The 22,689-nt window shown below is 47.4% G+C and carries 24 protein-coding genes; 15 read left to right on the top strand and 9 right to left on the bottom strand.

Going from position 1 to position 22,689, the window contains the following annotated elements; all coding sequences use genetic code 11:
• Positions 1 to 43 precede the first annotated feature (43 nt).
• From LHL18_RS11735 to LHL18_RS11725, 3 genes are all read right to left on the bottom strand, one after another.
• Positions 44 to 1,057, bottom strand: coding sequence for an aspartate carbamoyltransferase (locus tag LHL18_RS11735; protein ID WP_226767224.1), 1,014 nt, complete (start codon positions 1,055 to 1,057; stop codon positions 44 to 46).
• A gap of 96 nt (positions 1,058 to 1,153) precedes the next feature.
• On the bottom strand, positions 1,154 to 1,585 hold the full coding sequence (locus tag LHL18_RS11730) for a CopD family protein (RefSeq protein WP_226767223.1): 432 nt from the start codon (positions 1,583 to 1,585) through the stop codon (positions 1,154 to 1,156).
• The gene (locus LHL18_RS11725) at positions 1,582 to 3,288 is read right to left on the bottom strand and encodes a chloride channel protein (protein ID WP_226767222.1); all 1,707 of its coding nucleotides are present in this window, start codon (positions 3,286 to 3,288) and stop codon (positions 1,582 to 1,584) included. The genes LHL18_RS11730 and LHL18_RS11725 overlap by 4 nt, the downstream gene beginning before the upstream one ends.
• 165 nt (positions 3,289 to 3,453) lie before the next feature.
• Here LHL18_RS11725 and erpA point away from each other — a divergent pair, with 165 nt between their 5' ends.
• On the top strand, positions 3,454 to 3,795 hold the full coding sequence (gene erpA, locus LHL18_RS11720; protein WP_226767221.1) for an iron-sulfur cluster insertion protein ErpA: 342 nt from the start codon (positions 3,454 to 3,456) through the stop codon (positions 3,793 to 3,795).
• 52 nt (positions 3,796 to 3,847) lie between these two features.
• Here the strand turns inward: erpA and LHL18_RS11715 are convergent, their stop codons facing one another.
• A complete protein-coding gene (locus tag LHL18_RS11715; protein WP_226767220.1) occupies positions 3,848 to 4,021 on the bottom strand; it encodes a hypothetical protein in 174 nt (57 codons plus the stop codon).
• Between the two features lie 245 nt (positions 4,022 to 4,266).
• Between LHL18_RS11715 and LHL18_RS11710 the strand changes: the two genes are divergently transcribed.
• A complete protein-coding gene (locus LHL18_RS11710; protein ID WP_134051839.1) occupies positions 4,267 to 4,509 on the top strand; it encodes a helix-turn-helix domain-containing protein in 243 nt (80 codons plus the stop codon).
• Between the two features lie 47 nt (positions 4,510 to 4,556).
• On the opposite strand, the gene LHL18_RS11705 is transcribed toward LHL18_RS11710, so the two are convergent.
• From LHL18_RS11705 to LHL18_RS11685, 5 genes are all read right to left on the bottom strand, one after another.
• On the bottom strand, positions 4,557 to 5,894 hold the full coding sequence (locus tag LHL18_RS11705) for an AmpG family muropeptide MFS transporter (protein WP_264190162.1): 1,338 nt from the start codon (positions 5,892 to 5,894) through the stop codon (positions 4,557 to 4,559).
• 79 nt (positions 5,895 to 5,973) lie between these two features.
• Positions 5,974 to 6,294: a hypothetical protein gene (locus LHL18_RS11700; RefSeq protein WP_134051833.1), complete on the bottom strand. Its 321-nt coding sequence runs from the start codon at positions 6,292 to 6,294 to the stop codon at positions 5,974 to 5,976.
• 54 nt (positions 6,295 to 6,348) lie between these two features.
• The gene (locus LHL18_RS11695; protein WP_134051830.1) at positions 6,349 to 6,939 is read right to left on the bottom strand and encodes a peptidylprolyl isomerase; all 591 of its coding nucleotides are present in this window, start codon (positions 6,937 to 6,939) and stop codon (positions 6,349 to 6,351) included.
• Between the two features lies 1 nt (position 6,940).
• Positions 6,941 to 7,492 (bottom strand): YajG family lipoprotein, encoded by a 552-nt coding sequence (locus tag LHL18_RS11690; protein ID WP_134051826.1) that lies wholly within the window; start codon positions 7,490 to 7,492, stop codon positions 6,941 to 6,943.
• A 2-nt stretch (positions 7,493 to 7,494) separates the two neighbouring features.
• Positions 7,495 to 8,652, bottom strand: coding sequence for a methyltransferase (locus LHL18_RS11685; RefSeq protein ID WP_226767218.1), 1,158 nt, complete (start codon positions 8,650 to 8,652; stop codon positions 7,495 to 7,497).
• Positions 8,653 to 8,675: 23 nt separating this feature from the next.
• On the opposite strand from LHL18_RS11685, the gene LHL18_RS11680 reads away from it, so the two are divergent.
• From LHL18_RS11680 to LHL18_RS11620, 13 genes are all read left to right on the top strand, one after another.
• Complete coding sequence (locus LHL18_RS11680; RefSeq protein ID WP_226767217.1) at positions 8,676 to 9,302, top strand: alpha-ketoglutarate-dependent dioxygenase AlkB family protein; 627 nt, start codon at positions 8,676 to 8,678, stop codon at positions 9,300 to 9,302.
• Between the two features lie 133 nt (positions 9,303 to 9,435).
• Positions 9,436 to 9,777: a BolA family protein gene (locus tag LHL18_RS11675; RefSeq protein WP_134051821.1), complete on the top strand. Its 342-nt coding sequence runs from the start codon at positions 9,436 to 9,438 to the stop codon at positions 9,775 to 9,777.
• A gap of 122 nt (positions 9,778 to 9,899) precedes the next feature.
• A complete protein-coding gene (gene fabV, locus LHL18_RS11670) occupies positions 9,900 to 11,093 on the top strand; it encodes an enoyl-ACP reductase FabV (RefSeq protein ID WP_226767216.1) in 1,194 nt (397 codons plus the stop codon).
• A gap of 320 nt (positions 11,094 to 11,413) precedes the next feature.
• Positions 11,414 to 12,751 carry a Na(+)-translocating NADH-quinone reductase subunit A gene (locus tag LHL18_RS11665; protein ID WP_226767215.1) on the top strand — a complete coding sequence of 446 codons (1,338 nt, stop codon included), beginning with the start codon at positions 11,414 to 11,416 and terminating at the stop codon, positions 12,749 to 12,751.
• Positions 12,752 to 12,753: 2 nt separating this feature from the next.
• Complete coding sequence (locus LHL18_RS11660) at positions 12,754 to 13,959, top strand: NADH:ubiquinone reductase (Na(+)-transporting) subunit B (RefSeq protein ID WP_134051814.1); 1,206 nt, start codon at positions 12,754 to 12,756, stop codon at positions 13,957 to 13,959.
• Entirely contained in the window at positions 13,952 to 14,737 is a 786-nt protein-coding gene (locus LHL18_RS11655) for a Na(+)-translocating NADH-quinone reductase subunit C (protein ID WP_134051812.1), read from the top strand. Before LHL18_RS11660 ends, LHL18_RS11655 begins: the two co-directional genes overlap by 8 nt.
• Entirely contained in the window at positions 14,730 to 15,359 is a 630-nt protein-coding gene (locus tag LHL18_RS11650; protein ID WP_134051810.1) for an NADH:ubiquinone reductase (Na(+)-transporting) subunit D, read from the top strand. Before LHL18_RS11655 ends, LHL18_RS11650 begins: the two co-directional genes overlap by 8 nt.
• A gap of 10 nt (positions 15,360 to 15,369) precedes the next feature.
• Positions 15,370 to 15,978 (top strand): NADH:ubiquinone reductase (Na(+)-transporting) subunit E, encoded by a 609-nt coding sequence (gene nqrE / locus LHL18_RS11645; protein ID WP_134051808.1) that lies wholly within the window; start codon positions 15,370 to 15,372, stop codon positions 15,976 to 15,978.
• Positions 15,979 to 15,996: 18 nt separating this feature from the next.
• Entirely contained in the window at positions 15,997 to 17,229 is a 1,233-nt protein-coding gene (nqrF, locus tag LHL18_RS11640; RefSeq protein ID WP_226767214.1) for an NADH:ubiquinone reductase (Na(+)-transporting) subunit F, read from the top strand.
• 62 nt (positions 17,230 to 17,291) lie between these two features.
• Entirely contained in the window at positions 17,292 to 18,317 is a 1,026-nt protein-coding gene (locus LHL18_RS11635; protein WP_226767213.1) for an FAD:protein FMN transferase, read from the top strand.
• A gap of 12 nt (positions 18,318 to 18,329) precedes the next feature.
• Complete coding sequence (nqrM, locus tag LHL18_RS11630; RefSeq protein WP_134051802.1) at positions 18,330 to 18,542, top strand: (Na+)-NQR maturation NqrM; 213 nt, start codon at positions 18,330 to 18,332, stop codon at positions 18,540 to 18,542.
• A 68-nt stretch (positions 18,543 to 18,610) separates the two neighbouring features.
• On the top strand, positions 18,611 to 19,900 hold the full coding sequence (locus LHL18_RS11625; RefSeq protein WP_226767212.1) for an NCS2 family permease: 1,290 nt from the start codon (positions 18,611 to 18,613) through the stop codon (positions 19,898 to 19,900).
• Positions 19,901 to 20,021: 121 nt separating this feature from the next.
• Positions 20,022 to 22,673, top strand: a complete 2,652-nt coding sequence (locus LHL18_RS11620) for a hybrid sensor histidine kinase/response regulator (RefSeq protein WP_226767211.1) — start codon at positions 20,022 to 20,024, stop codon at positions 22,671 to 22,673.
• Positions 22,674 to 22,689: the final 16 nt, after the last annotated feature.

Genomic DNA, 22,689 nt, shown 5'->3' with positions numbered 1-22,689 from the left:
AAATCAAATTCCGGTTGTTAAGGAAACACAGGTTAATGAAAGATTAACCACTGTGTTTGTTGCTGTACCATGGCACAGCGCATTCATAATCACTGACGATGTTCTCTACCCCGAGCGTAAGTGCAAACAGGGCCATTCTGACCAGGATGCCATTGTCGGCCTGGCGGAAAATAGCCAGATTAGGGTGTAAGTTGAGATCGTTGTCGAGTTCGTTCGCTTCCATTCGTGAATCCCGTGGCAGCGGGTGCATAATGACAGTGTTGGATTTGCAGTAGCGGGTATAAATTTCCTGATTAAGGCGGAATTTACCGCGATATAAATTGGCCTCTGCTTTTGAAGGAAAACGCTCTTCCTGAATACGGGTCTGGTACACAATATCCGCGTTCAGGTGGCCCTCAAGTACGTCGGTAACGGTTACATGATGCCCAGCATTTTCAATTGCACTGACAATATCGTCTGGCATGGCCAGCTCTTTTGGTGAAATAAGTGTAAAACGCAGGTTTTTATACAGCTTTAGTAGCTTGGATAATGAGTGTACGGTTCTGCCAAATTTTAAATCACCCACCATCGCAATATGCATACCATCGATAGTCTGGCCAGACGCAGCCAGCTCCCGCTCGATAGTAAACAGATCAAGCAGCGCCTGAGTCGGGTGTTCATTTGCGCCATCGCCACCGTTTAATACCGGTACCCGGCTGCCTACTGCAAACTCAGCAACGGAACCTGCTTGCGGATGGCGCATTGCAATAACATCACTGTAGCTGCTAATCACGCGGGCGGTATCAAACAAAGACTCGCCTTTGGACAGAGCCGATGACTCCATACCGGTAGTCTCGCGTACTTCACCACCAAGCAGATTAAAGGCACAGCCAAAACTGACGCGGGTGCGCGTACTGGGTTCAAAAAACAGATTACCTAAAATAGCGCCTTCAAGCACTTTAGTACGTTTTTGCCGGCTGGCGTAGGGCTGCATATTGCGTGCGATCTGGAAGATCTGCTGAATGGTGTCGCGATCAAACTGGTTTACCGAGAGGATGTGTTCGCCTTTAAAGCTCATAGTCTGTGCTCTTTTACGCTGAGATTAACAGAGGCCGGAACCGGCTGTGGACCGGCGTATTATATGCTAATTCAGCGTATAAAAGCGAATGCCGCACTACATAGGTTTAAGATAGGCCAATAAAATGATGGCTAGCAAAACCAGTACCGGCAGCTCATTAAAAATACGATAAAAACGGGGGCTACGCCGGTTACGGTTGTGTTTAAAATCCGCCAGTAATTTGAAACAATAACCATGATAAATATATAGCAAGCTGACTAACACCAGTTTGTAATGCAACCAACTGCTCACGTTAAACCAGCTACTGCCGTAGCTATAGACCAGCAACAAACCAAATACTAATGTCAGCGCGGCGAAAGGCGTGACAAAATACAATAAGCGCCTTTCCATCACCTTAAACTCTTCATGACACTCGGCACTCTGGCTGCTGGCATGATAGACAAATAACCGGGGTAGATAAAAGATACCTGCAAACCAGGCAACCATGAAAAACACGTGTAACGCTTTGAAAACGAGTAAAGTTGTCATAATAGGTTGTTCTGTTTAACCAATAAACTGCGTACCTGATCCCAGCGGATAATGCCTATCAGCTGAGCAGGATCCTGCTCCCGGAAAACATAAACTGCACCTTCACGCTTGTCTTCCAGAATTGCAAACACTTCCGCCATCGTTGCCTGATGATTTACCCCCTGCAGCGGCAGATATTGCACTGCGCTGGCACCGGTCATTGATAGCTGCACGTCGTAGCTGGCCAACAGATACTCATGCCCTGTTTCAGACTGCCGTTTTACCAACAGTTGCTGCGGTGGTTCAAGTTTATCCAGCGCCTGTAGCACCTGCGGCTCATCCGGGGCATCCAGTAATTGATATTGATTGTCCAGCAGTGCCAACACTCCGACTTTCTGTAGCACATCGTCGGCAGGCGACAGTTTGTATGGCATCTGCAGAAAATCAAGCTGTAGCAGGAAAATCGATTTGTTATTGAAAAACTGTACGCCGGTAATATAGGCGGTAGCAATTACCAGCATAGCCGGAACAATAATACCCGGGTTATGCGCCAGCTCCATCACCGCCACCAGTGCAGCCAGTGGAGCATGCATAGTCGCTGCCATTAATCCCGCCATGCCTAGCACGGCGTAGGTGCCGGCTATGCTGCTATCACCCATCACAGCTGACGGAATAATTGCCAGCAAAGTACCCAAAACGATGCCTATACCAAACACCGGGCCTATAACACCGCCTGGTACCCCCAGCCCTAACGCAAATAGCGTCAGCAACATTTTACCTATAAAGATGGTTAGCAGCAGCGCGACATCATTCGGTGCGTTAACGGCATAGAAAATGGCGCCTGTTTCAGCCCCCATCGCATGTGGTATCAGATAACCAACGGCTGCGGTTACCGCACCTGCCAACGCTAACCTGAGTATCAGTGGCCAATTTTTGAACAACCTGATTAGTCGCATCATGTTTTTGTTAAATACGAAAGCGATTGCACCAAACACAATACCGCAAAGCACCAGATAAGGCAGGTGCCAACCGCTTATCGGGTTAATATTCAGCAGGGCCAGCTCATTTACATTACCAAACACACTCTGAGTCACCAGAGCACCAACAACGGAAGACAGCATAATGGGAATAAAAACATGCACCCGATATTCCCGCAGCACCACTTCCATTACAAAAATTACGGCGGCCAACGGCGTGTTAAACGATGCTGAAATACCAGCAGCAATGCCACAGCCTGCCAATATGCGAATACTGTTGAAGGGTAACTGCAGATATTTACCAATAGTACTGGCACCATAAGCCCCAAGGTGAACTGACGGGCCTTCGCGTCCTACTGAAAAGCCACTGGCAAGCGCCAGAATACCGCCAAAAAACTGGTTCAGCGTATTGCGGGTTGGCATGGTGCCGTATTTCAGTTTAATACGGTGGATAACAAAAGGGATGCCCAGACGATAATGTCTGTAGCCGGTTATCCAGGCGATTAAGCCAACCAGTGCAGCACCGCATAACGGTAACAACCAGCGGATATCAGCTGCAACGGTTGAAAAATCATCTGTGCGTTCGAGAAAGAACAGTTGCAGACCGATAATTGCCAGGCGGAATAAAATAATCAAAATGGCAGCGGCAAGGCCACCTAGCATACCTAAGATACATAGTTGCAATGAGGTTTGTGGTAACGCCAGACGGCGTTGTAACGACGGAAGCCAGATTTGCCAGCGCTGCATAAGCCATAACACCCGTAATATGTACACCAGAGTTTAACATAAGTTGCTGACTATTCAGCTTTAATATCTGGCTATTTAATGATAAAGCGGCATTACGGCCTAATACTTGAATAAATTAGTCAGGTATTAGATAATTTGCGCCTTAGCGAAACCTGTGGAGTTGTTATGTCAGAACCAGCTGTACCAATAGAATTTACTGAAGCGGCGGCACGTAAGGTGGCGCTGCTGGTAAGTGAAGAGGAAAACCCAGATCTGAAATTACGGGTTTATATCACAGGCGGTGGTTGTTCAGGTTTTCAGTATGGTTTCACCTTCGACGAAAAAGTGAACGAAGGAGACTTTGTTGTAGAGAAGCAAGGTGTGTCTATGGTTGTAGACCCAATGAGCTTACAGTACCTGATGGGTGGCGTGGTCGATTACACTGAGGGGCTGCAGGGCAGTCGCTTTATTGTGCAAAACCCTAATGCAACAACCACCTGCGGTTGTGGTTCATCGTTTTCGGTGTAACTATTTAGATTTTATGTAAAATTTTTGATGCAAATATGCTGCTGGCAGCACGTTAACGCTGTGTCAGCAGCATAATTATCCATAGACATATGGCTATGGTCAGGTTAAAACCGATGATGTAACCAAAGCCTTTGCGGCCTTGTTTTATGCTCCAGCCGTTTTGCTGCAAATACCAGTACCAGACAGCACACATAACGACAGGTAGCAGAAACAGTAGCTTTATCATGATCTTTTTCTCATCCGGGCAACTGAAGTTGCAACACTCAAAAATCGACGTCTAAGCATTTTTTTTCTAAGCCAACTTAAATTGTAAAGGCCTTTTACAGTTTTTAACGCTTGTAGCTGTACGCTTGTCGCATCCTGTGGTTTAATTAACCGATTTTTATTGCTTATTGCGTTTGCAATAGGGTTTGAGTTTTGCAGGAAGTATTTTAAATAATAAAAGCGTAACACGCTGGGAGAAGAAAAAACATGAAAGGTACAAAAAGCGTTATTTCTGATGAAAACAAGCGCCTGTGTGTTTGGCTGAAGCGACAGCGTCAGGAAAAAGGCCACACTATGCGTAGTCTTTCTGAAATTTTAGGTACACCTCATTCTTTTATTGGTAAAGTAGAGAATCAGGAAAGAAGGCTGGACGTAATTGAATATGTCCGTTATTGCCAGGCACTGGATGTCGATCCTAAAGAAGGTCTAAAGCAGGTCTTGTCAGCCTGATTATTAACAAAACGCCGCTAACCAGCGGCGTTTTGTTTTATACAGAATTAGGATTGATGCGCACGCCAGCGTTCAATTAGTACAATCAATACCAAAGCGGGTATGCCTAATAATGCTGTCATTGTGAAAAACTGGCTGTAGCCTAACTGTTCTACCCAACTACCTGAAAAGCCGCCAACAAATTTCGGCAGTAGCAACATCAAAGAGCTGAATATCGCGTATTGGGTTGCCGTAAATGCCAGATTTACCAGCGAAGATAAGTAGGCCAGGAACGCGCTGGTGGCTATACCGGCACTCAGGTTGTCGGCAGAGATAATCAGGGTAAGCCAGGCAAGGTCATAGCCGATTTGGCTAAGCGCGGCAAACAACAGATTGGTTGCTGCGCTTAGCAAAGCACCCAGAAACAAAATCCGGGCTGTACCAAACTGATTAATCAGTACCCCACCTAAACCGGCTCCGGCAAGGGTCATGATGACACCATATATTTTAGATATGCTGGCAACTTCTTCTTTGCTGTATCCCATATCGACATAAAATGCGTTAGCCATCACGCCCATTACGATATCGGTTAAACGATAACAGGCGATCAGTGCCAGGATCAGCAGTGCCTGCCACTTGTAGCGCTGAAAGAAATCAATAAAAGGGGCTACAACGGCTTGCTTTAGCCACTGGTAAAACCGGCTTAATGCACGACCGGTGCTTGTCTGATGTTGTTGTAGCTGGCTGACTGGTTCTTTACTTAGTAAGGTGGTCAGAATGCCCGGCAGCATACAACACGCCATAAACATATAGGCGGTTTGCCAGCCGGATAAATCGTAACTGCTGTCTGACGCCTTGTTGCTATCTGAAAATACGGCGGCCAGCCAGAGTGTACCGGCTGATGCCAGGATCATGGCCAGCCTGTATCCTGCAAGGTAAGCGGCGGCAAGTGCGGCTTGCAGTTTTTCCGGAGCACTTTCAATTCTAAACGCGTCAACATTGATGTCCTGAGTCGCTGATGCAAAAGCCAGTACAACGGCAAAAGCGGCCATCACAGCCAGGTCCTTTTGCGGGTCCATCATTGCCATGCACACTATCGCCAGTACAACTGCCAGTTGCGACGACAATAACCAGCTACGGCGCCGGCCTAATTTATGATGCAGATAAGGAATTTGCAGGTGATCGGCCAGCGGTGACCAAAGCCATTTAATCGCATAGGCAAGGGCTACCCAACTGAAATAGCCGATGTCTGCTCGTGATACTCCAGCCTCCCGCAGCCAGAAGGATAAAACACCAAAGACCAGCATCAGTGGCAAACCGCTGGAAAACCCCAGTGCAAAAATAGCCAGAACTCTACGCTGGAAATAGATATTAAGGCTTTTTAGCCAGTTCAGATAATTAGGCAACAGCAACACCGGATGACTACAACAAGTTGATGTAGCTTACCTGTCACCGTCGATGGGTCAAGTATTGTGGCTCAGTTATTTATGGCCTTACGCCAACGCAATCCAAAGGCGCTATTCCGCGACCTTTCAGGTAACAGATACAATCCTGAATATTTCTACGTAGCGTTTTGCTCTCACGCAAAGTGGCATCAGGCCAGCATTCGAGCTGATGGATCAGATGCCAGAAAACCCGTTCTCTGTTGGTGTAGGGAAGATGTACTGTGTGATTAAGGTGCGCCCATTCCTCCAGCGTATCCCAGACAAACAGGTGCAGCTCACTGTGCGGCAAACGTCCGCGCAAATAGCGTGAGATATAAAAAATCAGCTGTTGCGATTTCTGCTCGATAAATTGGTCTGGCATACCTGGCTTTTCAGCACCCTTTCATTCATGCGTCAAAGCCAAGTATAGCCGGTTTTACTGCTCTGGCAGCACGATAGCCGTTTTTAATATAACCTTTTCTACCGGCACATTCGGCCAGCCTAGCTCGACCGACGTATCTGTCTGAACTGCACGTATTTTCTCTAGCACTTCCATGCCTTCGGTGATGTAACCAAATACCGCATAGCCCCAATTCCGGCCCGGATCGAGGTGGCTATTATCTGCCAGATTAAAGTAAAACTGACTGGTGGCACTGTGTGGATCATTTAGCCTGGCCATGGCAATAGTGCCCAGCTGATTTTTCATGCCATTACCGGATTCATTGAAAATAGCTTTGGCTTCTTCAATCGGCTTGTAATTTATATCGTAGCCACCGCCTTGCAGCACAAATTCAGGTTCCAGACGATGAAACAGCGTGCCATCATAGTGCTTGTTCTTCACGTAACTGAGAAAATTGTTCACTGTAATGGGGGCTTTACTACGGTCCAGTTCAACGACTATGTCGCCAAAAGATGTCATCAGCTTTACTTTAGGGTACAAGTTGTTCGGTTGAATAAACTGGCCGGCATCCGCCATAGTGTTGAACGCTATCAGCGTCAGCAGCACACTGAAAAACACATTGCGCATCTTACCCCCTGACAGCCTGTTGCCAACTGTTATCCTGCAGTAATTGTGTCAATACCTGCTCTGTCAGCAGCCGCAATTCGCGCTCAACAGCTGCGACATCCATTTTAAACGGCGCCGTAAAGCTGCTGTCGCCGGAATAAGTCTTACTGAATGTGCCTTGCGCATTTTGTATATACACTTTAAATGCTACCTGGTTTGTCACCACGTGCTCAAGCGTACGTTGATCCACTAACGCCTGTAGCTGCGCTATCTTGACGGTCATCTGGGTATTACTGTTGATATCCAACACTGCACCCTGTTCTGTCAAAGCCTGAGAAAGCGTCTGCTCCAGCTGGCTGCGAACATCATTACTCGTCATGATTTGTTTTACTTTATCACCGTCTTTCAGGCGTAATGTGTAGGCTATGCCTCTTTCATCACTGACGGCAAAAGCAAACCGGGCCTGACTCAACTGATTGGAGGCTACAGGATACACCTGAGGGGCAAGAATAAAGTTTGGTACCTGACTGCTGCAGCCTGCCAGTAACAAGGCGGCGAATAGCACATAGCGCATAATTAACTCCTTTTTATCACTTCTAAAATAACAAATTTGGGATCTGCAGCCAGTTGCCGACAGTTACCGAAAAGACGTTTTAACATCTGAGCATAGTCCAGATGCCTGTTCGCTACTATACGCAAACGGCCACCCTGTTTCAGTACCCGTTTAGCATCCTGAAACATTTGGTAGGCGATATGGCTGGTAACGGCGTGTTGCTGATGAAAAGGTGGGTTACACAAAATATAATCAGCAGTTTTGTCTGACTGACGGCTCAGGCAATCGTCTGCAAAAAACTGACACTGGGACAAACGCTCCGGCAGGTTTTCTGCAATAGTCAGCCGGGCGGATTCCACGGCCATGTAGGATTCATCGGCGCAAATCAGCTGAATATCATTATTTTGGCTAAGCAGAGCAAGGCTCAAAACGCCGTTGCCGCAACCCAAATCTATAACCAGATCGCCATTTGGGGTTTCGGGTAAATGTTGCAAAAAGAAGCGCGCGCCCTGATCAAGCTTCTCCCGGGAGAATACATTGGCGTGATTAACCAGCGTGTAAGGCGTTTGTTCCAATGGCCAGCGTAGCGGGAAGTCTGATACCTCGTGCTGCTGGGCACTGACGGTGCAGTGAATCAGACGACATTTTTTAACGGCTAAAGAAGCACTAGCCTGACCGATAGCCCGCTCAAATATCGCCAGAACATTTCGGTTAATGTCTTTGGCTTTGGCGCTAGCCAATACAACAGTATCCGTCGTTACAACTGTCGCCAGCTGCTGCAGAATGTATTGCAGGTAGCTGTGGTTATTTGGCAGTTTAAGCAGCACGATATCGGCATGCTGTGGATAAGGCTGCAAACTTGTTTGCTGCTGCAAATTGTCAAACCCCAAACCATTACGCTGGCGGTTATAGCGGGTACCTTGTTCTGCCAGGTAGGAGTCATTTATCTGCACTTGAGGATAAGCTGCCAATGCACAGGACAGGGCACCAAAGCTGTCATTAATAATCAGCAGTGAGGGTTGCTTGTTATGCTGATTTTGAAATTCGCTGATGGCGGTCTGACCATGTTGTAATAATAATTCGTCAGCGGCATCCCATGCCTGTAAACTGGTGTTCGGTTGTTCTAACGGCCAGCGATGTAGCTGTAGGCTGCCGCCGGCAAAACTAAAAGTGGTATTCATAATGACATTATCGGTGAAGTAAGATGAGCATTTTGACACGGCAGCCAGGCAGCGACAACCGACAAAAGGCTGCTGAACATTTTAGTGTGCCCAATGCTGATATTCAGCTATGGCCTGACTGGTTACCGCGCTCAAACAGTGATGCTTTACAACAACAGCTGGAGCATCAGTTACGCTGGGCTCAGGACAGTATCATGATGTTTGGTAAGCCGGTTAAAATACCTCGTCAGCAAGTTTGGATGGGAGAGCCGCATTGTCAATATCGCTATTCTGGTATGACGTTTTCTCCTCAGCCCTGGCATCCATTGGTTAAGCAGCTGACAGAAGAGATAAGCGACTTTACCGGGTACCATTTTAATTGTGTGCTGTTGAATTTATATCAAAACGGGCAGCAACACATGGGATGGCATGCAGACAATGAGCGGGAGCTGGGTATCGACCCTGTTATCGCATCACTTAGTCTGGGCAGTACCAGGCGATTTGAATTGAAACACCGGCACCAACCCTGGCAGCTGGCGTGGGATTTGCCATCAGGCAGTTTATTGCTGATGGCCGGTGCCTGCCAGCTGCACTGGTTGCATCGTTTGCCAAAACAAAGCCGGATAACACAAAGCAGAGTGAATCTGACTTTTCGTTATATCGCCGCTTAAACTTAGACAAATTTATTTTTAGTAGGCTGGCCAGCCCGTTACTTCTGATTAATTAACTTGACAGCGAACTGTGCTGGCAAGTTTAGTGCTGCCATCTAGAGTTATTGAGAAGGAATAAAAAAGGATTAGAACTATGTTGATTCATACTGCTATTGAACAGAAGTTACTTAGTGCGTTTGATCCTGTGTTCCTTGAGGTGGTTAATGAAAGCCATCTGCATAATGTGCCATCGGGATCTGAGTCGCATTTTAAAGTGGTTATTGTTACGCCGGCATTTGACGGCATGCGTCTGCTGCAACGGCATCGAGCCGTTAATGCAGTTGTTGCTGAAGAGTTGGCCGAGAAAATTCATGCTTTAGCTTTGCATACCTATACTCCGTCTGAATGGTATGAGTATTATGCAGAGAAGCCACCGGCATCACCCCGTTGCTATGGTGGTAGCAAACTGGAAAATAACGAAAAAGCGTCGGTATGACGCTTTTTTTCTGCCAAATCTAATCCAGGCATTTATTCCACGAAAATGGCTGATCAGACCTGTTTTCTGCGGTAAAGTTTTACACTAGCGTCAATTTTGTCGATACAACAGCAGGAGCTGTCATGGTTATTCAACCGAAAATTCGTGGTTTTATTTGTACAAACGCTCATCCTGTCGGCTGTGCCGAGCACGTAAAAGAACAAATTGAGTATGTTAAAGCGCTGGGGCCCGTCGCTAACGGGCCTAAAAATGTCCTGGTTATAGGGTCTTCAACCGGTTATGGCCTGGCTTCACGTATTACTGCGGCTTTTGGCTCAGCAGCGAAAACATTAGGTATTTTCTTTGAAAAAGAGCCAACAGAGAACAAAACGGCTTCTGCGGGTTGGTATAACACTGCGGCTTTTGAGCAGGCGGCAAATGCTGCTGGTTTATGGAATAAACACCTGAATGGCGACGCCTTTACTGATGAATTGAAAAGTCAGGCAATTGATATTATCAGCAAAGAAATGGGTAAGATTGATCTGGTGGTGTACAGCCTGGCCGCACCACGACGTAAAGACCCTGTTAGCGGCGAAGTCTTCAGTTCAGTGTTAAAACCCATCGGTCAGTCATATACAGCCCGGACACTGAACACCAGCAAGCGTGAAATTGAAGAAGTATCCGTAGAGCCAGCAAACGACGATGAAATTTATCAGACAGTGAAAGTCATGGGTGGCGAAGACTGGGAGCGCTGGCTGGATCAGCTAAATGCTGCTGGCGTATTAGCAGATAACTGCCAGACTGTTGCTTACACCTACATTGGTAAAGAATTAACCTGGCCAATATACGGTAAAGCTACCATTGGTAAAGCCAAGGAAGATCTGGATCGGGCTGCATCAGCTATTACTGATAAACTAAGTGCAAAAAAAGGTAAGGCTTACGTGGCATCGCTTAAAGCGTTAGTTACCCAAGCCAGTTCTGCCATTCCTATCATGCCGCTTTATATTTCATTGTTGTACCGGGTGATGAAAGAAGAGGGCACACATGAAGGTTGTATTGAGCAGATTAATGGTTTATTCCGCCAGGGCTTATACAGTGATGCACCATTGATGGATGATGCTGGTCGTCTGCGGATGGATGGCAAAGAATTAAGTGAGCATATCCAGCAAGCTGTGAAAGATCTGTGGGGCCAGGTAACCACTGACACTATCGATACGCTGACTGATTACAAAGGCTATCATAATGAATTCCTGAGACTATTTGGCTTTGGTTACAACCATGTTGATTATGATGCAGACGTATCGCCTATGGTGCCACTGCATAATATCGCCGGATAAAATATTAGAGCCGCCGTTGGGCGGCTTTTGTTTATCTGCGAATGGACTAAAGTTGACTAGAATTTGCGTTGGTAACGAGCTAAAGTCGCCGCGCCGTCGGGTTAGACCAATGGCGGAATTGCCCAGCCGGATTGCTGGAAAATTTATCTAATAGCATAGATAGGCTGCGGTAATGATGATAGAATCCGCGACTTTAATACGTGTATCTGTCGCAAAAATAAACAGTATTTGATGCTGAATAAAAAACGCCGGATGCGCTGCGCTCAGAGCAGCTGAAAAACTAGGCCCTGTTTCTTCCCAAAATAGTAGTGCAAGTACGTATGATAAAACTCAAAAAAGGCTTGGACATTCCCCTGGCGGGCAGTCCTAAACAAGAGATCAGTACGGGCAATGCCATTACCACTGTCGCTGTATTAGGCGAAGAGTATATTGGTATGCGTCCGACGATGGCGGTTGAAGTTGGTGATACGGTAAAAAAAGGCCAGGTACTTTTTGAAGACAAAAAGACACCAGGTGTGAAGTTTACTGCACCGCTGGCGGGTACGGTCACGGAAATCAATCGTGGTGCGAAGCGGGTGCTCCAGTCGGTGGTGATTGAAGCCTCTGGCAATGATGCTGTTCAGTTCGCCAAGTATAGCGCTGATCAGTTAGCAACATTAAACCGCGAACAGGTCGTACAGAACCTGGTTGACTCAGGGCTTTGGGTGGCATTTCGTACCCGTCCTTTCAGCCAGACTCCGGCAATTGATAGCACACCTCGTGCGATTTTCGTCAATGCAATGGATACCAACCCGCTGGCAGCAGACCCGGCTGTTGTTATTGCGGCTGACAGCGAAGCCTTTACTCAGGGTCTGACGGTTCTGACGGCACTGACGGATGGCAAGCTTTATTTGTCGAAAAAAGCTGGTGCAAATGTACCGACAGTGAGCAAAGCAGAAGTTGCCGAGTTTGATGGCCCGCATCCGGCCGGTCTGGTTGGTACCCATATTCATTTGCTTGACCCTGTCAGCGCGAAGAAAGTGGTTTGGCACATTGGCTATCAGGATGTCATTGCTATCGGTAAGTTGTTTACTACCGGCGAGCTGCACAGCGAACGTGTTATTTCTCTGGCTGGCCCGGCAGTGAATAACCCTCGTTTAGTTAAAACTGTACAGGGAGCCTCTGTTGCTCAACTGACAGCAGGTGAACTGGCTGACGGTCAGAATCGTATCATCTCAGGCTCAGTATTGTCTGGCGTTACAGCTCATGGTGTGCATGGCTATGTTGGCCGGTTCCATACTCAGTTGTCGGTGTTGGCTGAAGGCTACGATAAAGAGTTTTTAGGCTGGATTGCACCTGGTGCAACCAAGTTCTCAGTAACTCGTGCCTATCTGTCTCATTTGAGCCCTAAGCGCTTATTTAACATGACCACGACAACCAACGGCTCTTCCCGTGCCATGGTGCCTATTGGTAACTATGAGCGTGTTATGCCGCTGGATATGTTGCCAACGTTATTGCTACGGGATCTGATTTCGGGTGATACCGACAGTGCTCAGTCATTGGGTTGTCTCGAATTAGACGAAGAAGATCTGGCACTATGTACCTTTGTGTGCCCTGGCAAGTATGATTACGGCACCATTTTACGTAACTGCCTGACGATCATTCAGAAGGAAGGCTAATCATGAGTTTGAAGCATTTTTTAGAGCGCATTGAGCCGTCTTTTGAGAAGGGCGGTAAATATGAGAAGTGGTATGCGCTGTATGAAGCTGTTGCCACTATTCTTTATACTCCGGGTCTGGTTACCAAGAACGGTACGCACGTACGTGACAGTATCGATCTGAAACGGATCATGATTTTTGTCTGGTTGGCACTGTTTCCAGCTCTGTTTTTTGGTATGTATAACGTAGGTCATCAGGCTGTTATTGCACTGCAGGCCGGTTTTGGTACACCAGACACCTGGCAGGTTGCTATTTTCCATGCTTTAGGTGGTGACTTAAGTGCTGCATCGGGTTGGGGCAGTAAAATGTGGTACGGTGCTGTATGGTTCCTGCCGATTTATGCTGTCACTTTCGTAGTCGGTGGCTTCTGGGAAGTCGTGTTTGCCTCTGTGCGTAAACATGAGGTCAACGAAGGTTTCTTCGTTAGCTCTATCCTGTTTGCATTGATTCTGCCAGCCACTATTCCGCTGTGGCAGGTTGCCTTAGGTATCACGTTCGGTGTGGTTATTGCCAAGGAAGTGTTTGGCGGTACAGGCCGTAATTTCTTGAACCCGGCTCTGGCTGGCCGTGCATTTTTGTTCTTCGCTTACCCGGCGCAAATTTCCGGTGATGCGGTCTGGACTGTCGCTGACGGTTATTCAGGCGCAACCTGGTTAAGTAAAGCCGCTGCGGGTGATTTAGACTATGCCTCTAACATGCAACTGTGGTGGGATGCGTTTTATGGTTTTATCCCGGGTTCAGTTGGTGAAACCTCAGTATTGGCGCTGTTAGTTGGCGGCCTGGCACTGATTTACTTCCGTATCGCATCCTGGCGTATTGTTGCCGGTGTAATGGTGGGTATGGTGCTGACATCTTATCTGTTCAACGCCATTGGTTCAGAATCTAATGCTATGTTTGCCATGCCTTGGCACTGGCATCTGGTATTAGGTGGTTTTGCCATCGGTATGTTCTTCATGGCGACTGACCCGGTATCTGCTTCTTTCACCGACAAAGGTAAATGGGCTTACGGTATGCTTATCGGTTTCATGGTTGTGATGATCCGAGTAGTTAACCCTGCATACCCAGAAGGTATGATGTTAGCAATACTGTTTGCAAACCTGTTTGCACCACTATTCGATTTCTTCGTGGCTCAGGCCAATATCAAGCGGAGGCTGGCACGTAATGTCTAGTAATAACGATAGCATCAGCAAAACGCTGATTGTAGTCATCTCTTTATGTCTGGTGTGTGCAGTTATCGTATCTACTGCTGCTGTACAACTACGCCCACAACAAACTGCAAATAAGTTGCTGGACTCCCAGAAAAACGTGCTGGCTGTAACAGGCTTACTGTCAGGTTCAGACATTGCTGCTTTATACAGCAAGCATATTGAAGAACGTTTTGTCGATTTAGACAGCGGTGAGCTGGTTGATAAGCCAAAAGATTATGACTACCGCAAAGCGATGAAAGACCCTGCTACCAGCGAGCGTTTATCGGGAGATGAGGATATTGCCTCAATTAAAACCCGTGCTAACGTAGCACCGGTTTACTTTGCTTATGAAAACGGTGTTGAGTCTGGTGAATTGTCTGCAATAGTACTGCCAATTCACGGTTATGGTCTGTGGTCTACCATGCATGCCTTCCTGGCGTTAGGGCCGGACGGTACTACCATTCAGGGACTGAACTACTACGAGCAAGGTGAAACTGCTGGCTTAGGTGGTGAAGTACAGAACCCGAAATGGTCTGCGCAATTCGTTGGTAAGAAACTACTGGATCAGTCAGGCCAGCCTGCTATTAAAGTGGTTAAGCCTGGCAACGCCAGTGCAGATTCTGCTTTTGAAGTAGACGGTTTATCTGGTGCGACATTAACCAGTAACGGTGTACAGCATACTTTCGATTTCTGGGCAGGTGCTAAGGGCTTTGCCCCGTTCCTGGCCAAAGTTCGCGATGGAGCATTAAACAATGGCTAACGCAAAAGAGATTAAAACGGTTCTTTTCGGGCCGGTTTTTGCCAATAACCCTATTGCATTGCAGGTACTGGGTATTTGTTCTGCACTGGCAGTAACGACGAAAATGGATAAAGCCTTGGTAATGTGTATTGCACTTACTTTGGTAACGGCCTTTTCAAACTTCTTTATTTCATTGATCCGTAATCATATTCCATCAAGCGTGCGTATTATTGTGCAGATGACAATTATCGCATCTTTGGTAATCGTCGTTGACCAGTTACTGAAAGCCTTTGCTTATGATGTGGCAAAAGAACTGTCGGTATTCGTTGGTCTGATTATTACCAACTGTATCGTAATGGGGCGTGCAGAAGCTTATGCTATGAAAAGCGCTCCGGGTATCAGTTTCCTCGATGGTATCGGTAACGGTTTAGGTTACAGCGTTGTATTGATGACGGTTGCCTTTATTCGTGAGCTGGGCGGTTCGGGCACAGTATTTGGTGTTGAAATTTTACCTCTGGTAAAAGATGGCGGCTGGTATCAGCCTATGGGCTTACTGTTAATGCCACCTAGCGCATTTATCATCATCGCCTGCTTTATCTGGATACTGCGCACCTTCCGTACCGAACAGGTAGAGAAGGCCTAAGGAGAATTAGATGGAACATTATATTAGTTTATTCGTTCGTGCGGTTTTCATTGAAAACCTCGCACTGTCATTCTTCCTTGGGATGTGTACTTTTATCGCTGTATCGAAAAAAATCACCACGGCTTTTGGTCTGGGTGTTGCGGTAACAGTGGTGTTAGGTATTTCAGTACCAGTGAACAATCTGGTATACCAAAACTTATTGGCGCCAGGTGCGCTGGACTGGGCCGGTTTCCCGGAAGCTGACCTGAGCTTTTTGGGTTTCTTAACCTATATCGGCGTTATTGCTGCGTTAGTACAAATCCTGGAGATGATTTTAGATAAGTTCTTCCCGGCGCTGTACAACGCTTTAGGTATTTTCCTACCGCTAATCACGGTTAACTGTGCCATTTTCGGTGCGGTAGCTTTCATGGTTGAGCGCGACTACAACTTTGGCGAGAGCGTGGTATTTGGTATCGGCAGTGGTATTGGCTGGATGTTGGCTATTACGTTACTGGCAGGTATTCGTGAGAAGTTAAAATACGCAGATATTCCACACGGTTTACGTGGTCTGGGTATTACCTTCTTAATGGTTGGCTTAATGGGGTTAGGCTTTATGTCTTTCTCTGGTGTTTCACTGTAAGGGGTAAAGGCAGACAAGATGGAAAATTTAGACATATTTCTTGGCGTTGGCATGTTTACCCTGGTGGTTCTGGCGTTAGTCGTTATCATTTTAGCGGCTAAATCTAAGCTGGTTGCCTCAGGTGACGTTACCATCGGCATTAATGGTGACCCGAGTAAAGCGATTAAAACCAAAGCTGGTGGTAAACTGTTAGGCGCGCTGGCTGATAAAGGGATCTTCTTATCATCAGCTTGTGGCGGCGGTGGTTCATGTGGTCAGTGCCGCGTGCATGTTAAATCAGGTGGCGGCGAAATTCTGCCAACAGAACTGGGCCATATCACTAAAGGCGAAGCGCGCGAAGGCTGCCGTTTGTCATGTCAGGTTAACGTGAAAACTGATATGGAAATTGAAGTTGAAGAGGAAATCTTCGGCATCAAGAAATGGGAGTGTACAGTTATCTCTAACGATAACAAAGCGACCTTCATTAAAGAGCTTAAGCTGCAGATCCCGGATGGCGAATCGGTTCCGTTCCGTGCCGGTGGTTATATTCAGATTGAAGCACCTGCGCACCATGTTAAGTACAAAGATTTTGATATTCCGCAGCAATTCCGTGGTGATTGGGAACGCTTTAACTTCTTCAGCCTGGAGTCAAAAGTAGACGAGGAAACTATCCGCGCTTACTCAATGGCGAACTATCCGGAAGAAGAAGGCATTATCATGCTGAACGTGCGTATCGCTACGCCACCACCAAATAACCTGACGCTGCCTTGTGGTAAGATGTCATCCTTTATCTGGAGCCTGAAAAAAGGTGATAAAGTGACGATTTCCGGCCCATTTGGTGAGTTCTTCGCCAAAGAAACCGAAGCAGAAATGGTATTTATCGGTGGTGGTGCTGGTATGGCGCCAATGCGTTCACACATTTTCGATCAGCTGCGTCGGTTAAAGTCGAAGCGTAAGATCACGTTCTGGTACGGTGCCCGCTCGAAGCGTGAAATGTTCTATGTGGAAGATTTTGACATGCTGGCGGCTGAGAATGACAACTTCGAATGGCATGTTGCTTTGTCTGATCCGCAGCCGGAAGACAACTGGAGCGGTTATACCGGTTTTATCCATAACGTCATTTATGAGAACTACCTGAAAAACCATAAAGCACCTGAAGATTGCGAATTCTACATGTGTGGTCCTCCGATGATGAACAAGGCCGTGATCAATATGCTTAAAGATCTTGGCGTTGAAGATGAAAACATCCTGTTAGACGACTTCGGCGGCTAATATTTAATGTGACAACAAAAGGGGCGACCGCAAGGCTGCCCCTTCTGCTATCTGGAACTGCTATGCATACACTTTCTTCTGTCAAACTCTGCTTTATTTGCATCATCATAAGCGTCATTACTGCGTGCAGCCCGGCTAAGCCTGGTAACGAACAAGTACAGCTTAATGGCAGCACGATGGGAACCTATTATGTCGTCAAGCTATACAGCGCACACGAGCTGGATACCGCAGCACTACAACAGCAAATTGATACCGAGTTAGAACTGGTCAATGATTTGATGTCAACTTACCGGCCAGAGTCTGAGCTAATGCGCTTCAACCGTTTCGACTCTGGCAAGGCGTTTCCATTGTCAGAACAGACACGGGTAGTGGTGGCTGAAGCATTACGTCTTGCTGAGCAAACCAATGGTGTATTAGATGTTACTGTCGGACCCTTAGTTGAGCTGTGGGGCTTTGGTGCCCATGGCCGCATCGAGCACGCACCGGATCAGGCTGATATTGATAACGCGCGCTCAGTGGTAGGTTATCAGAAGCTGACATTATCGGCTGACGGCCTGACTAAATCAGTGCCGCAGTTGGCAGTCGATTTATCGACCATCGCTAAAGGGTATGGGGTAGACAGAGTCGCTGAGATTCTGGAGCATAATGGTATCGATAATTATCTGGTTGAAATCGGCGGTGAAATGCGGATAAAAGGCAATAAGCCAGACTCGCAGCCCTGGAAGATTGCGATTGAGAAACCAGTTAATGCCGAGCGCTCGGTACAGCGCATTTTGCAAACTGGTGATATGGGCGTTGCTACGTCGGGTGATTACCGTAACTACTTTGAAGAGGGCGGCATCCGGTATTCCCATCTTATCGACCCTCGTAGTGGGCAGCCGATACAACATAAGACAGTGTCAGCTACTGTACTACATCCCTCGTGTATGACGGCAGATGGTTATGCTACTGCACTAAATGTTATGCCGTCAGAGGAAGCAATTGCTTTTGCAAACCGGTATAATATTGCTGCGTTATTGGTAGTGAAAACCGAAGATGGTTTTACTGAGCTGGCATCGGACGCGTTTAAACCTTTTCTGACTGAGTAAGCGGAGGCAGCTATGACCCTATTTTTACTGACTTTTGGCCTGTTTTTGCTGGTAGTGGTAGCAATGGCCTCTGGCTTTCTGCTGCAGCGCAAGACTATTGCCGGTAGCTGTGGTGGCCTCGGCGAAATTGGCATCGAAAAAGCCTGCGATTGCGATAAGCCTTGTGAAAAAAGACAAAAACGCATGGAAAAGGAAAAATTCTGGCAACAGAATAAAATTGTCTGATTGTTCGGTTTTAGTAAAATGAAAGGCTGGCGTGTTGCCAGCTTTTTTGTTTTTTCGGGGAAAGGCCTTTGCTGAATAAATTCTTTTTGCTGACTGAGCGCCGTACAACAGTGAAGCGGGAAGTCGTCGCCGGTATTACAACATTTATGGCGATGTCTTACGTACTGTTTGTTAACCCATCGATGTTGGCTCAGGCTGGAATGGACCATGGTGCGGTGTTTGTAGCCACGTGCCTGGCTGCAGCTCTGGGATGTCTGGTGATGGGGCTGCTGGCAAATTTGCCGGTCGCGCTGGCTCCGGGTATGGGGCTGAATGCTTTTTTTACTTATGTGATAGTGCTGGAGCAGGGGCATAGCTGGCAAACTGCATTGGCAGCAGTCTTCTTCTCTGGCTGCCTGTTTCTGTTACTGAGTATCTTTAAGATACGGGAATGGATTATCAACAGCATTCCATTGCCATTAAAGATGGGGATTGCTGCGGGGATTGGCATGTTTCTGGCGCTAATCGCCTTGAAAACTGCCAATATTATTGTCGCTAGTCCGGCAACGCTGGTGAAGCTGGGTGATCTGCACAGCCCCCAGGTTCTGGTAGCCGTTGCAGGTTTTTTCCTGATTTTTGCGCTGGCGCACCGGGGTTGGCACAGTGCAGTACTTATTAGTATTTTGTTGGTGACTGTCGCTGCGTTGTTGATGGGGGATACAAAATACAGCGGTGTGATATCTGTGCCGCCGTCATTGCTGCCGACTTTTATGCAGCTGGACTTTGCCAGCGCATTACAACTTAGTATGTTGCCCGTTATTCTTAGCCTGTTATTTCTGGATTTGTTTGATACCTCGGGCACGCTGGTTGCGGTTACTCACAAAGCAGGCCTGATGCAGAAAGACGGAGCAGTCCCTGATCTAAGTAAAGCGCTGATAGCTGACAGCTCAGCCAGTATCGCAGGGGCATTACTGGGAACATCGACGACGACCAGCTATGTGGAGAGCACAAGCGGAGTTGCAGCAGGTGGACGCACTGGCCTGATGGCTGTTGTTACCGCAGGCCTGTTTCTGGCTGCACTGTGGTTCGCTCCGTTGGCGGCGATGGTGCCGGCATATGCCACTGCAGGTGCACTGTTGTACGTTGCAACGCTGATGTTGAGCAGTTTGCAGCACGTCCAATGGGACGATGTTATTCAGGCCGTGCCGGTATCAGTGGTTCTGATTATGATGCCGCTGACATTTTCTATTTCCGATGGCATAGGTATGGGCTTTATTACTTATGCACTGTTATGTTTGCTGACCGGTAAATTGCAGCAAACAACACTGAGTGTTTGGGTGCTTGCGCTGGTATTTCTTAGCAAATTTATCTGGGAATAAGATACTGGGTCGTATTGATGCCTGCGCTTAAACTAGTACTTGTCGCAGTGATGTATGCTGGTTATGCTGTAGCAGTATATTAACGTGCTGAGCATTGCTTAGCAGACACGTCAGGACAAGGATGAAATTACGTGAGACCCTAGTAGCTTATATGTTGCCGTTGCTGGTGCTACCGGTAATGGCATTTGGCTATCTGGCGTACCAGTTTAGTAAAGACTATCTTCAGCAACAGGCCTATTTTCAGGCTGACAAGGCGTTAACATCACAGCAATTGCAGTTAAGTGATTTCTTGCAGCAGCAGCAAATCCGTCTGGCAATGTTGGCGCAAAGTCCCTTGTTACAGCAGTATATTAAGCAGTCCTCTTCAGACAACCTTAGTGGCGTTGAACAGCAGTTTAAGCAATTTGTCAGTACGGATCGCAGAATTGTTTCACTGAAATTGATCAATCTCAACGGTGATTATGAGTTGCAGTTGCCAGCCCGAACAGAATATTCCACGCTGCCAAACCGGTTTCGTAATGAGTATTTTTCGTCACTGCAAGCGCAGGTCGATAAAGAAGGGTACTTTCTGGCGGAGGACATAGACAGTAAAAAGCTACAGTTATTCTTCGCCCATAAGCTTTATGGTAGTTCGGTAACAGAGTCCAGGCGGTTATGGGGTTATTTGGTGATAGTGGTAAACCCCGATATCTTTGCTGAAGTTGTCAGCTATCGCCATACCCCTAACAGTGTCACTTTACTGATCAGTAAAGCGGCTACTATTACTTATGCTGATAATCCGGCGCTGATTGGCAGTGCTTTTGCACCGACCAACTTCAGAGCTATACAGCGCAGTATCGATGCAAACACCTTTTCACCAGAGCTATTGTTGGGGCAGCAGCGTATGTTGCTGGGCAAGAGTTTGCCGGGAAGCTACCAGCTGCTTTATGGCTTAGATGAAAACGAAATCTCCCGCCAGCAGCGTACGTTATCACTGGTGCTGATCTTGTTAACCGTGATGGTGAGCTTGATTTTGCCTTTGCTGGCGTACTGGTTGCTGATCCGCAACATTTTTGAACCTATCAAGCAACTGACGGCTGCAAAAACAGCAGTGGGCCGTGGAGACTTATCCACCTTGCTGGAAGTGAAAAAGCAGGATGAGCTCGGTGATATGTTTGCTGCGTTTAATGTGATGGTTCGTCAGCTTAGGGTCTATCGTGAGCGCGAACGGGCGTATAAGCAGCAACTGGAGGACAAGGTGTTGCGCCGGACGCAAGATTTGGCAAGGGCCAACGACGATCTCGCTGCCGCCAACCAGGAACTTATTCTGGCCCGGGAAGCGGCTGAACAGGCGAACCGGCTCAAGAGTGTGTTTCTGGCCAATATGAGCCATGAAATCCGCACACCACTTACTGCTATTATCGGCTTTTCTGAGCAGGCACAAGGTGAGCGTGATAGCAGTAAACTACAGGATTATCTGCAGCGGGTGTTAAAAAGCGGCGATCATCTGCTTAATCTGATCAATGATATTCTGGACCTATCAAAAATTGAAGCCGAAAAGCTGGAGCTGAATTACGAACCATTCGATTGTCTGACGCTAATCGAAGACGTGTTTTTACTGACCAGAAGCCAGGCGGAAAGTAAGGGGTTACAGTGCTTACTGAATTTACATTTCCCGTTGCCGGCAAAACTGTATAACGATGCACTGCGATTTCGCCAGGTACTATTAAACCTGACCAGTAACTCTGTCAAATTCACGCAGAAAGGCAAGATTATCATTGATGTGTCCTTTGACGTGTTAACCAGCCAATTGTCCATTAAAGTTAAAGACAGCGGGATAGGCATGACTGCCGATGAGCTCAGCCGCATTTTTCAACCCTTTGTCCAGGCCGATGCCACAGTAACCCGCAACTTTGGCGGTACAGGGCTCGGCTTATGTATATCGAAAAAGCTGATGCAGCAGATGAACGGTGACATTCGGGTGGAGAGTGTCAAAGGTATTGGCAGCTGTTTTGAGCTGGTGTTTGATTGCAGCTCGGCTCAGACGCTATTGCTGGATAGCTATGTTAAAGAGACGACACCAAGCGGTGCTGATACAAAGCAAGCTGTAGCACAACATCAGCTGCATATTCTGGTCGCCGAAGATAACCCGGATAATCAATTGCTACTGCAACTGATGCTGGAAAAAGCTAATGCCAGCGCTGAATTGGTTGATAATGGCCACAAAGCGGTTGAGAGAGCACTGGCGGAGGAATTTGACCTGATTTTTATGGATATGCAGATGCCGCTAATGGGAGGAGAAGAAGCTACCCGTCTTATCCGCCATGCCGGTATAGATACACCCGTTATTGCGGTAACAGCTAACGTGATGTCGGAAGATTTAGAGCGTTACCGACAGGCTGGTTGTCAGGGGCTTTTACCCAAACCTGTGATTCAGGCCGATTTGTTGGCTATATTGACCAAGTATGGCTCAGGTATAACATTACAGGCCGATACACTGGCGCAGCAGCTCGCCTCTGACCCACAGATGTTGGCGCTTAAGCAGCAATTCACCGCTCAGTTACCACAACTATTGACTGAGCTAGAGCAGCATTTTAACGCTTTGCGCTGGCGAGATCTGGCTTATGCTGCACACAGTCTCAAAGGTAGTGCAGGCAGCATGGGATACCCTGAACTGACTGAACTGGCGGGCAAACTGGAGCGCAGTGCCAACAAGCAACTGCCCGGCGAATCTGAAACATTACTCGGTGCTATGGCGCAGATCATCAGCCGGCATGTGCCTGCTGCTCAATGATTCTGGCGTGCTAAGG

This window comes from Rheinheimera aquimaris (assembly GCF_020531985.1).
GTDB classification, from domain to species: Bacteria; Pseudomonadota; Gammaproteobacteria; order Enterobacterales; family Alteromonadaceae; genus Alishewanella; species Alishewanella aquimaris.
This window is presented reverse-complemented; position numbering and strand designations above follow the sequence as displayed.

Excerpts from the sequence above, each read along its gene's own strand:
- LHL18_RS11665 (WP_226767215.1), top strand. The coding sequence starts at position 11,414 with ATGATAAAACTCAAAAAAGGCTTGGACATTCCCCTGGCGGGCAGTCCT.
- LHL18_RS11650 (WP_134051810.1), top strand. The coding sequence starts at position 14,730 with ATGGCTAACGCAAAAGAGATTAAAACGGTTCTTTTCGGGCCGGTTTTT.
- LHL18_RS11710 (WP_134051839.1), top strand. The coding sequence starts at position 4,267 with ATGAAAGGTACAAAAAGCGTTATTTCTGATGAAAACAAGCGCCTGTGT.
- LHL18_RS11735 (WP_226767224.1), bottom strand. The coding sequence starts at position 1,057 with ATGAGCTTTAAAGGCGAACACATCCTCTCGGTAAACCAGTTTGATCGC.
- LHL18_RS11660 (WP_134051814.1), top strand. The coding sequence starts at position 12,754 with ATGAGTTTGAAGCATTTTTTAGAGCGCATTGAGCCGTCTTTTGAGAAG.
- LHL18_RS11695 (WP_134051830.1), bottom strand. The coding sequence starts at position 6,939 with ATGCGCAATGTGTTTTTCAGTGTGCTGCTGACGCTGATAGCGTTCAAC.
- LHL18_RS11675 (WP_134051821.1), top strand. The coding sequence starts at position 9,436 with ATGTTGATTCATACTGCTATTGAACAGAAGTTACTTAGTGCGTTTGAT.
- LHL18_RS11620 (WP_226767211.1), top strand. The coding sequence starts at position 20,022 with ATGAAATTACGTGAGACCCTAGTAGCTTATATGTTGCCGTTGCTGGTG.
- LHL18_RS11655 (WP_134051812.1), top strand. The coding sequence starts at position 13,952 with ATGTCTAGTAATAACGATAGCATCAGCAAAACGCTGATTGTAGTCATC.
- LHL18_RS11685 (WP_226767218.1), bottom strand. The coding sequence starts at position 8,652 with ATGAATACCACTTTTAGTTTTGCCGGCGGCAGCCTACAGCTACATCGC.
- LHL18_RS11690 (WP_134051826.1), bottom strand. The coding sequence starts at position 7,492 with ATGCGCTATGTGCTATTCGCCGCCTTGTTACTGGCAGGCTGCAGCAGT.
- LHL18_RS11715 (WP_226767220.1), bottom strand. The coding sequence starts at position 4,021 with ATGATAAAGCTACTGTTTCTGCTACCTGTCGTTATGTGTGCTGTCTGG.
- nqrF (WP_226767214.1), top strand. The coding sequence starts at position 15,997 with ATGGAAAATTTAGACATATTTCTTGGCGTTGGCATGTTTACCCTGGTG.
- LHL18_RS11730 (WP_226767223.1), bottom strand. The coding sequence starts at position 1,585 with ATGACAACTTTACTCGTTTTCAAAGCGTTACACGTGTTTTTCATGGTT.
- fabV (WP_226767216.1), top strand. The coding sequence starts at position 9,900 with ATGGTTATTCAACCGAAAATTCGTGGTTTTATTTGTACAAACGCTCAT.
- nqrE (WP_134051808.1), top strand. The coding sequence starts at position 15,370 with ATGGAACATTATATTAGTTTATTCGTTCGTGCGGTTTTCATTGAAAAC.
- LHL18_RS11700 (WP_134051833.1), bottom strand. The coding sequence starts at position 6,294 with ATGCCAGACCAATTTATCGAGCAGAAATCGCAACAGCTGATTTTTTAT.
- LHL18_RS11680 (WP_226767217.1), top strand. The coding sequence starts at position 8,676 with ATGAGCATTTTGACACGGCAGCCAGGCAGCGACAACCGACAAAAGGCT.
- nqrM (WP_134051802.1), top strand. The coding sequence starts at position 18,330 with ATGACCCTATTTTTACTGACTTTTGGCCTGTTTTTGCTGGTAGTGGTA.
- erpA (WP_226767221.1), top strand. The coding sequence starts at position 3,454 with ATGTCAGAACCAGCTGTACCAATAGAATTTACTGAAGCGGCGGCACGT.
- LHL18_RS11635 (WP_226767213.1), top strand. The coding sequence starts at position 17,292 with ATGCATACACTTTCTTCTGTCAAACTCTGCTTTATTTGCATCATCATA.
- LHL18_RS11725 (WP_226767222.1), bottom strand. The coding sequence starts at position 3,288 with ATGCAGCGCTGGCAAATCTGGCTTCCGTCGTTACAACGCCGTCTGGCG.